Below are 14,744 nucleotides of genomic sequence, written 5' to 3' on the forward strand. Positions count from 1 at the left end.
GCTCTAAATTAGCGAAAAGATAATGATTTTTTCCTTTCTCAGTGTCAAAAATTAAGCTTAAATAATACATTATGATTGCATTTGTAAAAATTTAGTAAATAAAGTTATTTTATTTTTACCTGCAAACAATTATCATTACGGTCCTAATTTAAATACACAATTAAATATACCGCGTATCGCTTACTGTAAGTGGTACCGTATTTTAGTATGTGATTGAAGGAGCAGTAATGTCACGTCGTTTTTTTCTTACTGGTGCAACCGGAGTTGTTGGACTATCTATTCTTGAGCAGTTGAATGAGGATGACCAAGTGTCTATTTTGGTTAACCGACAACGCTTTAGTACATTGCCAACTGGCGTTAGTCAGCAAATAAAAGGTGATATTTCCAAGCCTGATTTTGGTTTAGGTGCACAAGAGCTTGCACAATTAAACGAAATCGATGTATTGATCCACAGTGCGGCGTTAACGGACTTTACCGCCGATGCCGAGGTATTGGCTGATATTAATATAGCAGGCTTGCAGCATGCTAAAGCACTGGCAAATAAGCTCAATGCTAAGTTAATTTATATCAGCACTGCATTTGTGCAAGGGCGAAATGGTCATGCATTTAATAATTATGAACACAGTAAGAAATTAGCGGAATCATCGTTGGATGATGATGTGACCGTGATCCGACCATCCGTCATTATTGGCGATAGCATCAAAGGTATTATGCCCAAAAAACAAGGCATGCATAATATGCTTAAATTGGCTACAAAAGAGGTTATTCCTGTTGTACCGGGCGATGCCAGTACCTTAGTAGATGTTATTCCCAGAGATACAGTGGCCAGTGGTATTTTAACCGTTGTTGATAACAACCTCTCTGGTGAGTTTTGGTTAACCGCTGGTGATGACGCCAGTACCTTAGGCCAAATGTTAACAATTGGCACTAATCCCGATTACTTTGAGCGCTATCAAGTGAAATTTAAGCCGCCTAAATTGATCAATCCGACCACATTTGAACGACTGATCAAGCCGGTATTTTTACCTGCATTGCCCCGTCGATATAAACGTATGTTTGAAGAAACCTCCATTTATTTAAAATACCTAGATATGAGTGAGGGCTTTAGTTCCGATCTTGACAAACTCGGTGCCTATGATCAGGGCCCTGAGCCATTCGATATTCCTGAGGTAATAGTAAAGAACATCGCTGCATTTGATGACGTCCATCCTCTCAGTGAGCTGTTAGTGGCCGGGGAAGCGTAATGAAAGAGGAAACGCTAAAGGCATTAAAGTCTCATAGCAATCGTTCAAAAGCACGGCTATCGAGTATGATGAATTTACCGATTGAACATTGTGCTCAGGGGTGTGAAATTGTCGATACCCAAGGTAAAACGTATTTAGATTGTGGTGGGTTTGGCGTCTTTATTTTAGGCCACCGTCACCCGGAAGTGATACACAGTGTCACTGAGCAACTCAATATGTTACCAATGAGTAGCAGGACATTGGTCAACGATACACTGGCGATTGCGAGTCAAAAACTGGCTGATTTTAGTCCAGCGTCATTAGAGTATACTTTTTTTACAAACTCTGGTGCTGAGTCTACTGAGTTAGCTTTGAAACTGGCGCGAGCGAATGGCTGCAATAAAATAATAGCACTCACTGGGAGTTATCACGGCAAAACGTTAGGCGCACTAAGCGTGACGCATCGCGAGGCTTTTAGAGCGCCATTTGAGCCTTTGTTTGATGATGTTATTTTTATTGAGCGCGACGACATGACAGCGCTGTCTAGTTGTTTTGAAAATAGTCAAGATACCTATGCAGTTATCCTTGAACCTGTACAAGGCGAAGGCGGTGTTTACCCGTTGTCAGTTGAGTTTGTGCGCTTAGTCAGTGAGCTATGTAAAGAGAATAACGGGCTGTTTATTGCCGATGAGATCCAGTCAGGCTTAGCTAGAACTGGGTATGATTGGGCAATAGAGGCCTATCAAGTGACACCGGATATTATGCTGGTAGGTAAAGGGCTAAGTGGCGGGGTTATACCCTGCGCCGCAGTGGTTGCGACTGCGGCCGCATTTGAGCCTCTTAATAAAGATTTCATGTTGCACAGCAGCACCTTTGGGGGCTCTCCCATTGCTTTAGCAGCAGCAATTAAAACTCTAGAGATTCTGGCTCGGGATAATATTTCAGCAAAAGCAAAAGCAATCGGTGATGCCATTATTGAAAATCTCACGCCGCTTGCAGAACCTGCGGGCATCATCGTGAGGGGCAAAGGCTTATTGATAGGTTTAGATGCACAAACCCCAGCTCGTGCAGGCCAACTTACTTTGTCTTTACTGCAACATAACATTATTACCAGTCATTCGCTGAGTAATGCCACGACCGTGCGCCTAACGCCCAGTGCATTGCTGAGTCTTTCTCAAATTGAACAACTAACCACGGCATGTGCTGCCGCCTTTTCGTCATTAACTGCTATGGAGCAAACATCATGAGACGCGTCACTATTGAAAAACAATTACCTGTATCTGCAGAGCAAGCTTATAAAACGATTTCTGATTTTAAACAGTTTGAAAAACACTGTGCAGCCGTGATCAGTATTGATGTGAACAAAATATCTGATACGCAGAGTGACTCAACGTGGAAAGTCCATTTTCATGATGGTGAAATGTGTTGGCGTGAAAAAGACATTTTTAATAACCAAGAACTTACGATAGATTTTAATCAGCTTGAAGGTGATGCGGAAGAGTTCTATGGTCGTTGGATTGTGGAGACCGTGTCTTCAAATCGTGCAAAAGTTTGCTTTGAGGCGTCATTTTGTATGGGGATCCCCACTCTCGCAGATATTCTTGAGCCGATTGCAGAAACGGCGATTACCAACAATATAAATAACATGCTGACCGAGCTATTTATTACTGAAACAGAAGGTGAGCCTGCGTAATGATTTTAACAGATGCTTACGCGAGCTTAGACAATTTCTTGCCCGGGTTGAAAGAGAAATTAGCGTCGCAAAATTTTAGTGATAACGAAGCTGAGCATAGCCCCGTCATCAGTTGGTTTAAAGACAGTGGTGGTTGTCGCTTAATGGTTAAAAAGTGTTATGGGGGCGTCGAGCTAACCCCATGGCAAGGCGTTTTGGTTCAGCTGGGGTTAGGGGCACTGTCTCCGTCTTTGGCCATTGGTGCCGGTATGCATCAGTTTTCTATTGCAACGTTACAAGAAATGGCTAAAACCAGTACGGGTCTGGAGTCGCTCTTATTAGAGGCAATTGCCAAAAATGATTTGTTGGTGTCATCGGCATTCAGCGAAGGAAATACATCTAAAAGTATCCTTAAAAGCCAGATCATTGCTAAACCAAGTGGAAAAGGGTTTATTGTAACTGGCACTAAAAAACCCTGTAGTTTAGCCCATGATATGGATTTATTAACAGCGAGTGTGCGTGTTGAACCTGAAGACGCAGACCCCTATTTTGCGGTTGCACTCATTCATAAAGAGAATGACGGCGTTAATATAGAGCCGTTTTGGGGCGCAAACTTCCTTAAAGCCAGTCAAAGTGAAGCGGTACAGTTAAATGAGGTGTATGTACCTCACAGTATGCTCGTTAATGTTGATGAGAATATGGCTTATCATGCGCATATTTGTGGCTTTGTGTGGTTTGAGTTACTGACAACTGCGTCGTATCTAGGCATGGTGTACGGGCTTGTGGACGAAGCGAAAAAGCGTGGGCGCTTATGTGATCAAGACACCGTGGCTGCTTATATCAAGCTTGATACCGGTGCGCTTGCACTAAAAGCAATCACGTATGATATGCATGACCAAACGCAAGATACATTATCGCAAGTGTTGGCCTGTCGATATCATTTACAAGAGGTGCTAACGCAAGTCACTGCACAGGTGATGGAAAAAGTCGGAGGCCTTAATTATATTGGTGATAACTATTTTTCAAGTATAGCGCAGACGATTCATGCCTTTAATTTTCACCCGCCTGCTAAGCACAGTATGATAGCGCCACTGGCCGCATATTATGATAATCAACTTTTGGTGATGGTATAAAAATGCGAATTGCACTTTCTAATATAGAAAATGTTGCAACTCAAAACGCGATGGTAACGGTATTGCGCCGTCACCATCGCGATATAAAGTTAGTAATATTAAGTGATCCATACTCCCACAGAAATGGTGGTTTTTTCACTCAGTTTGCTCGTAATTTACGATTGCGCGGTATGGGGTTTGTCAATTACTTGTGTATCAAGATGACAGCGATGCCTATTATGCGTTTTACAGCGAAGGTATTTGGTAAAAAGCCTTTACCCAGTATTGAGCAAGTGTGTGCTGAATATCAGATACCCTGTATTAAAGTGAAAGATATTAATTCAAAAGAGGCTGTGGCTGAGGTAAAGCGCCAGCAAATAGACTTATTATCCATATTTTATTTTGATCAGATTTTACATGAGGCGATGATAGAGGCCCCGAACATTGGGGTTGTGAATTTCCATCCTGCATTTTTGCCAAGTTGTAGAGGCTTGTTCCCTGTTTTGTTTAGTTATTTATATAATGAACAAAAATATGGCTTGTCGGCACATTGGGTGACCAACACAGAAATAGATGCGGGCCCACTTATTGCACAATGTGCTGTAGAATGCCAAGAGCCAAGCTGCTTACTGCAATTAGATCGTACGGTATGCGATCAATTCATTGTATTTTACCCGCAAGTAATGGCATTGTTATCTGATGACTTGAATACACTTTCGCCGTACACTTGCGCGACTGAAAGTTATTATTCTTATCCTAATAAAGCACATTTAAAAGCGTTAAAAGTGCGACAATTACCGTTTTTACGCGTTGGCGATATTGCTAAAATGATGCTGGACAGTCCTCAATAAGGCCGCTGAGCTAATTATATTAAGCTAAATTTATGCATGTTGCAGGCGTTTAGCCTTTAAACGGTTATTTTTATTCAACAAGGAACCACAGTGAAGTTACTCGTTCTCTTACTTAATGTTTTATGGTGCAGCTATGTTGTTGCGGCTGATGAAAAAAAGTCACTGCCTATTGCGGCATATACTTTAAAACTTGAGCCTGGTTATACACAAGTGCGTGCCGTGACGGGCAAAGTCATTAAGCAACATGAAGCAAGTTTGAGCTTCGAGTTTTCAGGTAAGGTTCAATCGATACATTTTGATCAAGGTGAGTGGGTTGATACAGGGCAGGTGATCGCCACCCAAGACACCCAGCTGCTTGAAATTGAAAAGTTGCAATTGGAAGCTGAGAAAGCAAAGCTTTATGCGCAATTGAAATTAGCGAAAATAGAGCAAAAACGATTTGAAAAACTGAGCAAAAAGAATTATTCGGCGGCTCAGCAACTTGATGAAGTGACGACAAAAATTGAGGTTATTACAGCGGAACATGCGTTATTGGATGCCAATTTACAGTCTGTTGCAGTTAGACTGAAAAAAGCACAATTGGTGGCTCCGTTTTCAGGGTTGATAGCCCAAAGACATGTACATTTGGGTGAAATTGCCAGCTCCGGTCAGGCGATGGTGACGTTACTCGAACAGAATAAATCTCAAGTTGTTCTAGGTGTGCCAATGTCTTTACAGCATGCGATTAATGACACCATGATGGTTGCAGTATCGCAAGCGCAGTATCGCGCAAAATTACTGAGCCGAGGAGCCCAGGTTGATAGTGTATCTCGCACTTTGATGATGCGGTTTGAATTGCCAGATGACGCGCCCGTTTATGCGGGAGAGCTTGCACGTATGGTTATAACCACTTTTACTGAACAGCCAGGTTTTTGGATCCCATTGAGCGCTTTAACAGATGGGGTACGAGGTACTTGGCAAGTATATGGTGTAAAAGATAATACGATAAACTCAATTGCGGTGAATGTGCATTATACCGATGGAGAATATGCTTATGTAAGTGGTGCGTTGAGTGAGCACCCTCTGATTGTGGCAAATGGGTTACATAAAGTGGCAGCGAATATTACGGTAGAAGTCGTTCAAACGCTCAGTAGCCGGAGTTTGTAGTATGCAGTTTTTATTTGCTAACGGTCGATTACAAGCTTTACTCATTGCGCTGCTGATTGTGACTGGGTTTTCAGCATTGAATAATTTACCGCGCAGTGAAGACCCAAGGATCATCAATCGGTTTGCCATTATCTCCACCTATTTACCCGGCGCTACAGCGAGTCGTGTTGAAGCGCAAGTTACTGAAAAATTAGAGCTTAAGCTAAAGTCTCAAGCCGAAATAAAAAATATGATTGGTATGTCGCGCGCCGGTATATCGGTTATCAGCATTGAATTAAAGGATGAAGTGACAGAGGTGATCCCAGTATGGTCTCGGTTACGGGATTTACTCGCTGATGCACAATCACAGTTGCCTGAACAAGCGAGTTTATCGGTACTTGAAGACGACAGAGGCTACGCTTATACCAAAATTGTCGCCATAACAGGTGAAGAGAGTAAATCGTCGTTAATGAGCTTGAACCGCTATGCGAAAGAGTTAAAAAACCAGCTTACCAATACCTCAGGTGTTGAGGTTGTGCACTTATTTGGTGGGGTTGAAGAGGAGATAAGGGTTACTTATGACACGGATAAAGCGGCTCTTGCAGGTGTGTCATTGCAACACATCGCTGAGGCTATTCGCGGCGCAGATCCAAAAGTGGCTGCGGGTGCATTGATCAATAGTCAAGCGCACTTGCAAATTGAATTAAATGGTACGTTTGACTCATTGGCACGTATTGCTGCTATCCCACTGTCTAGCAACGACGATATTGCACAATTTGTATTGGCTGATGTTGCAACGGTTAGTCGAGAATTACGTTCACCTCGTAGAGAAATAGCACTGGTTGATGGTCAGCAAGGGGTATTTTTAGGGATAAGAATGCAGCCCGATTTTAGGGTCGATCGTTGGTCAGAAATGATTGATGATACGTTGCATCGTTTTGACAAGACATTGCCCAACAGTATTGATTTACATAATGTATTTGATCAAAAAGTCTATACCGAAGCGCGGCTCGGTGAATTAATTGAGAATATTGCCGTTGGGTTCGTATTGATCCTCACCGTATTGTTATTAACTTTGGGGTTTAAAGCGGCCGTTATTGTCGGCATGGCATTACCGTTAACGGTATTGTTTACGCTTGGTTGTATGAATATGTATGGGTTACCTATTCATCAAATGTCAGTGACTGGCTTAGTGGTAGCACTGGGGATCATGGTAGATAACGCGATTGTTATTACTGACTCAATTGCACGTTTCCGGCAACAGGGAATGACGGCTTTAAAGGCGGTGAAAAAAGCGGTCAATCATTTCTGGCTACCTCTACTGAGCTCCACTTTGACAACTATTTTAGCCTTTGCGCCCATAGTACTGATGCCGGGACAATCAGGTGAATTTGTTGGCGGAATAGCGTTGAGCGTTATTTTTGCTTTAGTTGGCTCTTATGTCATATCTCACTCACTGATTGCCGTTTTTGCGGGGCGGTTTTTGCCTGATAAGAGCCAGCAGGGCATATTACATAATGGTATTTGTTTACCGCGTCTTTCTGAGCGCTTTAAAGCATTGCTGTATTTCGCTATTGAGCGCCCAAGAAGAACTATTTTAGTGGTAATGATACTCCCTATTGCTGGTTTTTTTGGGGCGACCCAACTAACGGAGCAATTTTTTCCATCAGCTGATAGAGATATGTTTCATATTGAGGTGAGGCTATCGGCTAATAGTAGTATTGCTGCGACACGAAGAAATGTGGCGCAGATGTCGGAATTTATCCTTGAGCATGAGGGAATAGAGCAATTAAACTGGATGATTGGTAATAATATCCCCTTGTTCTATTACAATTTAATGCAGCGTGATAAAGGCGCGAAAAATTATGCACAAGCGATGGTGAAAGTAACGGACTTTGAAACAGCCAATACACTCATCAAAAAGCTGCAATATGGATTAGATAGAGAGTTTCCTCAAGCGCAAACACTGGTGCGCAAACTAGAGCAAGGGCCGCCGTTTAATGCGCCGATAGAATTACGAGTCTATGGGCCTAATTTATCGGTATTAGGTGAAATAGGGCAAAGTTTGCGCTCAGAACTCATTGCACATCAGCAAATAACACACACAAGAACGACTTTGGAGTCGGGCAGTGCAAAGGTGGTGTTAAATGCAGATGAGTCTCTGCTAAGCCACACAGGTGTTAAATTAACCGATATTGCGACTGTACTCCAAGCCCAGTTAGAAGGGGTCGTTGTGGCATCGCTTCTTGAGAAAACAGAAACGGTACCTGTTAGGTTGCGTACCTCACAAGCGCAAAGTAACTCAATAGACGATTTATACGCGACTCAGTTTATGAGTGCTCAACCATTGTTGTTAGGCGCATTTGCGCAAGTTAACTTAGAACCTGAACAAAGTACGATTCATCGTCGCAATGGCGAGCGAGTCAATGTTGTTGAAGCTTTTCTTGAAGCCGGTGTCTTACCTCAAAAAGTATTAAATGAAATCCAGCAACAATTGCAAGAGGTACAGCAAACACTGCCGGCGGGGTACCGTATTGAAATAGGTGGAGAATCGCAGCAGCGAGATGAAGCTGTCGGCGTGTTATTGGGGCAAGTAGGGGTTATAGCGGTGTTGCTTATTACTATACTGGTATTAACGTTTAACTCGTTTACGACAACGCTTGTCATACTCGTGACGGCGGTACAGTCAGCACTGCTTGGCTTATTGAGTGTGTATATTGCAGGCTATCCGTTTGGTTTTACCGTGATCATTGCATTGTTAGGCTTAATGGGATTAGCCATTAACGCGGCGATTGTTATTTTATCTGAGTTAAAAGCCAATAATGCTGGTAGCGATGTGAATAAAGTGGTGCACAGCGTGATGACCTGTACGCGCCATATTAGCTCTACCACAATCACGACAGTTGGTGGATTTATGCCCCTTATCTTGGCTGGAGGTGGCTTTTGGCCGCCTTTTGCTGTTGCGATAGCTGGTGGTACAGTATTGACGACGGTGTTGTCTTTTTTCTTTGTGCCTGCAGTGTATAAATTATGTATAAAAGCAGCACCTGTAAGCGATATAGAGCCTGTAGTCATGAGCAGCAAGTAAATGGGTTGGTGAGGGTGTTAACAACATAAATGCGTTTATTGAATAATAACACTTCGTATTTTTCGATGTTATTAACTGTAATAATATGATTTTATTTTATTATCAAACAGGTAAACTGGCTTTGTTTTCACACTTATCCCTCATCACTACCCATGATGTGTTTGGCCGCTTTTGCGGCCTTTTTTCTTTTCAGCATATTATTTCTATTTAGCGCTTAGTGCTTGTTACACATAAAGATATACTCAAATACCAGTGTTTAATTATTGAGCTGGGTGTAAGTTTTGAAAGTGGTCAGCGAAATGGTTTTTTTTTGGGAACACCATGAATATTTAGTTGGCGGTGCTTTTGAGATGTATTCAGGTGAATTTGTGAATAAGGTTAAATTAGAGAATATGTATCAGCGCTATGTGCTAATACATATTCTCACGCGTTTATTACTCTGCTTCTATAGCATCTGGCTTCATGCCAAGTTGCGCTGATATAACACTATCAAGGTTCTGAACTTGAGCAAGCACAAGCGATAAATCCATTGTTTGGTCGTCTATTTTAAAAATAGCACGCTGCTCACGCGTGTAAATCAACGAAAGTCCTAATGAATCAGCTATTTTTTGAGCGACTACATACGTTGGCAGCTTAGCCACAATTTCACCGGTTAATGTATACGTCTCATGAGAATTAAGCTCCGCTACTTGGTCGCCAACGTAAAGTGTAGGTGATAGATCTGCTCCTTCAACTTTTGCAAAAGATTGACCGTTTGAAAGGAATGTATGATCCGATAATTGCACAGGCTCTGCAATTAAGATTTCCTCTGCTGTTGCTTGCGCCATAAAAACGAATGCTGGGATTAATAATGCTTTCATAATTTATCTCCTATTTATGACCGATGAAACGGATTTTCCAAGAATTAAGCGTGCCATCTTCTTGGTTATTTCTATGTGTAAAGCGCACGTTAGGCTTGCCTGATGCTGAAGGGTTAAAGGTGAATTTTTCATCTTGGCCTTGCGTATCGATTAGACGTAACGTCCATACACCTTTAGCTGACTCGCCATAGAAGTTATGAGACAGCATTTGAGTTTCGGTAAAACCTGAACGACCAAAAATAGTACCTGTGCGTGGTGTCATAAGTACACTTCTAGTCCCTGATGGAGATATGAGTTCTACGGCAACATCTCGGGTACTAGAGTGTTCAGCATTTAGCTGAATTTGAACTGTTTCTATAGTGAGTTCTTCTGTTTGTTCAAAGTGGCTGTCAACACCGGTCAGTGTGCCGTCAGGGATCTTAGTATTGGCAACGGTAGAGTGCCAACCTGTGATCTCTAAAGGTGGTAGAGCTGCTGAGTAGAAACGCGCCATATTCACGGCTGCATCAACGTTTACAGCGCCAAAACCATAGAAGGTGTGAAAATCATACCCAGCAGCATTTGTTTGCCATGCAGGAATAGCATCGTAACGGAATTCATCACCCTCTTTATGAGTGAATGATAATGATACGCCAGGGTGTTCTGCATCAATTTTTCGCGCGGTAGATGCCAATATATGACGTACATCGCGCCAATTTAACGCAGGGTTTGCCGACATCACTAATGCAATAGCACCTGCAACGTTGGGCGCAGCGGACGAAGTCCCATTCATACGTGCATTGTAATCGCAGTTGGGATCTAGTTCATGCCCACCATGTAGGTCGTTACGTCCATAAGCAGGGTTTCGACCTCTATCACAGCCAGTTAAGTCAGTGGTAATAATGGCTGGCGAGGTTGTACCATATTGACCTCCTGGTGCGGATACAAAAATATTTGAACCAACCTCAGAATAAGACGATTTTACGCCATCAGCGTTGTAAGCCGATGCGACTAAATTCCAATAAGTGGCATCCATTCTTTCTAGGTTAGAGTTTTGTACCGGCAAGCCTTGGTTGGCATTGTCAAAGTAAATACGGCCACGGCCATAAGTTTTTAATGTAATTGATTGAGATTGGTAGCTATTACCAGCAGACTTTACAAATATTGCGCCTTTGCCACCATGTGAATATCGCGTGATCTCTTCTTGGGCGTCATCATTGCGTTTTAACCAAGGCGTTACTTCATAGTTGTAACGCTGTGGTGAGGTACGCGCGCCGCCATAACTTTGGTTAAAAACACGAGGAAAGTCGAAAGATGAACGATTGAATCCATCAGAATACAAACCATGTGACTGTAGCCAATTAGCTTCGGTCCACTTGCGTAAAAGGTTGAAACCAACCAGCCCTGCTTGTGGCGCGACGCCACGGCCGCCAATGCCGTTATATGCTGAGGCTGCAATGATCCCGGCCACTGCGGTACCGTGTGTATCGTTATCATCTCTTGGTTTTAAATCAGCAGAATCAGTTAAGAAATCCCATGAACCGGGTTTTACGTTGTTGACTAAATCGGGGTGATCAAGTTGCACTCCACCATCAATAACGGCGGCTGTTACACCTACACCTAATATGCCTAGGGCATGAGTAAGGTCAAGGTTCATATCTTCTCCGGCTTTTCCGCCTCGATCAGAAAATGCTGTTTGACCGGTATTTTGCAAATGCCATTGCTGACTCGTTAGTGGATCACCTTCTCTTAATACGTAGTCAACATTCGCCATAGCGTTACAGGAAGCTGCAATAACTGCAGCCAAATAAGTATATTTTAATTTCATTTATGTTGTTCTTTTATTTAATGAAAGTGAAATGTACCTTATTAAGGTTTTAATGAATACAAAAAGTTAACTTTTTGTTTTTCAAAGGGGTTGTCTTAGCAGCTGTGTTTACTCTATAAAGGCTTTATTGGCTGACTCTAAGTAGTGACCAATACTGTGGCTGATGATATATATGTTCAAACTCTTGAACTCGGTCACTTTTCTTTTCAAATGTATGCTTTTCTCTCGCGCCACTTTGCACCATATTATTGATGTTGGTTTTATGCTCACTAGTTCAGAGTCGATTAAATATATCAGCGTAAAATGCGGCTTCTTTAAAAAACCAAAGTAGAAAGGGTGTTGATATGGCAATTATAATTAGTAGTGTGTTGTTGTTCGTGGTGTCGGTAAGTGTCTTAATGGGCGCGGTTGTATATAAAAATATTAAACTGAAAAGGGTTGGGTTATTTGGATTGCTAGTGAGCTGTGTGTTAATCGGAAGTAGTTTTTACGGTGATTTTTGGCAAATGGACGGATGTTTGGACAGCGGTGGTAGTTATAATAAAACCTTGAAGGTGTGTGAGTAAGCTTAACTGCTCTCAAGTTGCGGTACTTTATAGTGCGAAAAGTAGTGCGAAAAGGCGCTTAGATTTGTCGCATTTCAACGTACTCAGGCAAAAAGTAATTTATTTCTACCGCGATTGGCAATTAACCCAAGACTATTGCCGAGAAAAAGCCGATAATTACGTTAATTTAGATTTGCTTGCTCGCAGGCTATGTGTGTTTATGTTTGAACATGATATACGTTACGTCGCGCGCAACACCAAACGTGGAATACCTCAATGGAAATTAAAGTTAATTTTCTCGATAACCTGAGACTTGAAGCTAAGTTTGATGACTTTACAGTTGTTGCCGATCAACCAATTCGATATAAAGGTGATGGCTCAGCACCTAGCCCATTTGATTACTTTTTAGCGTCTTCTGCATTGTGTGCGGCTTACTTTGTTAAAGTATATTGTGTAGCGCGAGATATTCCGACTGATGGTATCCGTCTGTCGCAAAACAATATTGTTGATCCTGAAGACCGCTACAACCAAATTTTTCAAATTCAAGTTGAGTTACCTGAGAGTATTTCAGATAAAAACCGTGAAGGTATTTTACGCTCAATTGAGCGTTGTACGGTTAAAAAAGTAGTACAAACTGGCCCTGAGTTTAAAATCGAAACGGTTGAGAACTTAGATGAAGATGCGCAAGCTATGCTTATGACGCAAGCTGATAATGGGTCTAGCACGTTTATTGCGGGTAAAGACTTACCCCTTGAGCAAACTATTGCAGACATGACCGGTATTTTGGCTGAGCTAGGCATGAAAATTGAGATTTCATCGTGGCGCAACATCGTCCCACATGTGTGGTCGTTACACATTCGCGATGCAGCTTCTCCGATGTGTTTTACCAATGGTAAAGGGTCAACAAAAGAAAGTGCATTATGCTCAGCGTTAGGTGAATTTATCGAGCGTTTGAACTGTAACTTTTTCTATAATGACCAATATTTGGGACAAGACATTGCGAACAGTGAGTTTGTACATTACCCGAATGAAAAGTGGTTTAAACCGGACGAAAGCGATGCATTACCGGCAGAGATACTTGATGAACATTGTTTAGACATTTATAACCCTGAAGGGGAGCTGCGTGGCTCTCACTTAATTGACACCAACTCGGGTAATGTAGAGCGTGGTATTTGCTCAATTCCGTACGTACGTCAATCAGATGGTGAAACGGTATACTTTCCATCAAACTTAATTGAGAACTTGTTCTTAAGTAATGGTATGAGTGCGGGTAATAATTTTGAAGAAGCCAAAGTACAGTGTTTATCTGAAATATTTGAGCGCGCGGTTAAAAGGCAGATTATTGAGCAAGAAATTGTTTTGCCTGACGTACCACGTTCAGTTATTGAAAAATTCCCGGGTATTTTAGAAGGTATTGAAGGGCTTGAAGCACAAGGCTTTCCGGTTGTTGTGAAAGACGCCTCGTTAGGTGGGCAGTTCCCGGTCATGTGTGTAACGCTAATGAACCCAAAAACAGGTGGTGTATTTGCTTCATTTGGTGCTCACCCTAGCTTTGAAATTGCGCTTGAGCGCAGTTTAACTGAATTATTACAAGGGCGTAGCTTTGAAGGGCTGAACGATGTACCAAAGCCAACCTTTAACAGTATGGCAGTCGCAGAGCCGGAAAACTTTGTTGACCACTTTATTGACTCTACTGGTGTGATCTCATGGCGTTTCTTTAGTACTAAATATGATTATGCGTTTGTTGAGTGGGATTTCTCTGGTTCAAACGAGCAAGAGTGTGAGCAGTTGTTTGGCATCTTGAAAACGCTGGGTAAAGAAGCGTATGTGGCAGAGTTTTCAGACTTAGGCGTAGCGTGTCGTATTCTAGTACCTGATTACTCAGAAGTGTACCCAGTTGAAGATTTAATTTGGGATAACACCAATAAAGCGTTGCAATACCGTGAAGACATTTTAAATTTACATACACTTGATGACGATGCGCTAGCGGACTTGGTTGAACGTTTAGAGGAAAGTCAGCTCGATAATTATATTGATATTCGCACTTTAATTGGCGTTGAGTTCGATGAGAATACGGTCTGGGGCCAAGTCACCATATTAGAGCTTAAAATACTCATTTATTTAGCACTTGGTGAGTTAGAAGAGGCAATTGAGCTGGTTGATTCGTTCTTACAATATAACGATAACACCGTGGCACGCGGATTGTTTTATCAAGCGGTTCATGCGGTACTTGAAGTGAGTCTTGATGACGAACTTGAATTAGCGCACTTTGAAGGCAACTTTACCAGAATGTTTGGGCAAGACGTCATTGAAAATGCTATCGGTTCAGTCTCTGGTGATGTGAAATTTTATGGCTTGACGCCAACAAATATGGCACTTGAAGGGCTTGATAAGCACTTACGCTTAATTGACAGTTATAAAAAACTACATCAAGCACGCGCAGAGAAAGCCGCTAAGTAAG

At 42.1% G+C, this 14,744-nt stretch carries 11 protein-coding genes; 9 read left to right on the forward strand and 2 right to left on the reverse strand.

Translation table 11 applies throughout. The features are described from left to right. Nucleotides 1–227: 227 nt before the first annotated feature. The 7 genes from BGP78_RS20960 (at nucleotide 228) to BGP78_RS20990 (ending at nucleotide 9,071) form a co-directional block, all read left to right on the forward strand. Entirely contained in the window at nucleotides 228–1,244 is a 1,017-nt protein-coding gene (locus BGP78_RS20960; RefSeq protein WP_119863215.1) for an SDR family oxidoreductase, read from the forward strand. Continuing rightward, complete coding sequence (locus tag BGP78_RS20965) at nucleotides 1,244–2,470, forward strand: aspartate aminotransferase family protein (protein ID WP_119863216.1); 1,227 nt, start codon at nucleotides 1,244–1,246, stop codon at nucleotides 2,468–2,470. The genes BGP78_RS20960 and BGP78_RS20965 overlap by 1 nt, the downstream gene beginning before the upstream one ends. Further along, nucleotides 2,467–2,916 carry a type II toxin-antitoxin system RatA family toxin gene (locus BGP78_RS20970; protein ID WP_182912355.1) on the forward strand — a complete coding sequence of 150 codons (450 nt, stop codon included), beginning with the start codon at nucleotides 2,467–2,469 and terminating at the stop codon, nucleotides 2,914–2,916. The genes BGP78_RS20965 and BGP78_RS20970 overlap by 4 nt, the downstream gene beginning before the upstream one ends. Continuing rightward, nucleotides 2,916–4,028 carry an acyl-CoA/acyl-ACP dehydrogenase gene (locus tag BGP78_RS20975; RefSeq protein WP_119863218.1) on the forward strand — a complete coding sequence of 371 codons (1,113 nt, stop codon included), beginning with the start codon at nucleotides 2,916–2,918 and terminating at the stop codon, nucleotides 4,026–4,028. Before BGP78_RS20970 ends, BGP78_RS20975 begins: the two co-directional genes overlap by 1 nt. 2 nt (nucleotides 4,029–4,030) lie before the next feature. Further along, the gene (locus BGP78_RS20980) at nucleotides 4,031–4,858 is read left to right on the forward strand and encodes a formyltransferase family protein (protein ID WP_119863219.1); all 828 of its coding nucleotides are present in this window, start codon (nucleotides 4,031–4,033) and stop codon (nucleotides 4,856–4,858) included. Between the two features lie 90 nt (nucleotides 4,859–4,948). Continuing rightward, nucleotides 4,949–6,004: an efflux RND transporter periplasmic adaptor subunit gene (locus BGP78_RS20985; protein WP_119863220.1), complete on the forward strand. Its 1,056-nt coding sequence runs from the start codon at nucleotides 4,949–4,951 to the stop codon at nucleotides 6,002–6,004. Nucleotide 6,005: 1 nt separating this feature from the next. Beyond that, a complete protein-coding gene (locus tag BGP78_RS20990; protein WP_119863221.1) occupies nucleotides 6,006–9,071 on the forward strand; it encodes an efflux RND transporter permease subunit in 3,066 nt (1,021 codons plus the stop codon). A gap of 434 nt (nucleotides 9,072–9,505) precedes the next feature. Here BGP78_RS20990 and BGP78_RS20995 read toward each other — a convergent pair whose 3' ends face one another. Together BGP78_RS20995 and BGP78_RS21000 are read right to left on the reverse strand one after the other, a co-directional pair. Then, nucleotides 9,506–9,931 (reverse strand): hypothetical protein, encoded by a 426-nt coding sequence (locus tag BGP78_RS20995; RefSeq protein WP_119863222.1) that lies wholly within the window; start codon nucleotides 9,929–9,931, stop codon nucleotides 9,506–9,508. Between the two features lie 10 nt (nucleotides 9,932–9,941). Beyond that, complete coding sequence (locus tag BGP78_RS21000; protein ID WP_119863223.1) at nucleotides 9,942–11,738, reverse strand: S8 family serine peptidase; 1,797 nt, start codon at nucleotides 11,736–11,738, stop codon at nucleotides 9,942–9,944. Between the two features lie 344 nt (nucleotides 11,739–12,082). Between BGP78_RS21000 and BGP78_RS21005 the strand changes: the two genes are divergently transcribed. Together BGP78_RS21005 and BGP78_RS21010 are read left to right on the forward strand one after the other, a co-directional pair. Next, nucleotides 12,083–12,304, forward strand: a complete 222-nt coding sequence (locus tag BGP78_RS21005; RefSeq protein ID WP_119863224.1) for a hypothetical protein — start codon at nucleotides 12,083–12,085, stop codon at nucleotides 12,302–12,304. 255 nt (nucleotides 12,305–12,559) lie between these two features. Next, the gene (locus BGP78_RS21010; RefSeq protein WP_119863225.1) at nucleotides 12,560–14,743 is read left to right on the forward strand and encodes an OsmC domain/YcaO domain-containing protein; all 2,184 of its coding nucleotides are present in this window, start codon (nucleotides 12,560–12,562) and stop codon (nucleotides 14,741–14,743) included. The last annotated feature ends 1 nt before the right edge of the window (nucleotide 14,744 follow it).

The sequence above is a fragment of the Pseudoalteromonas sp. MSK9-3 genome (genome assembly GCF_003590335.1).
GTDB lineage: Bacteria > Pseudomonadota > Gammaproteobacteria > Enterobacterales > Alteromonadaceae > Pseudoalteromonas.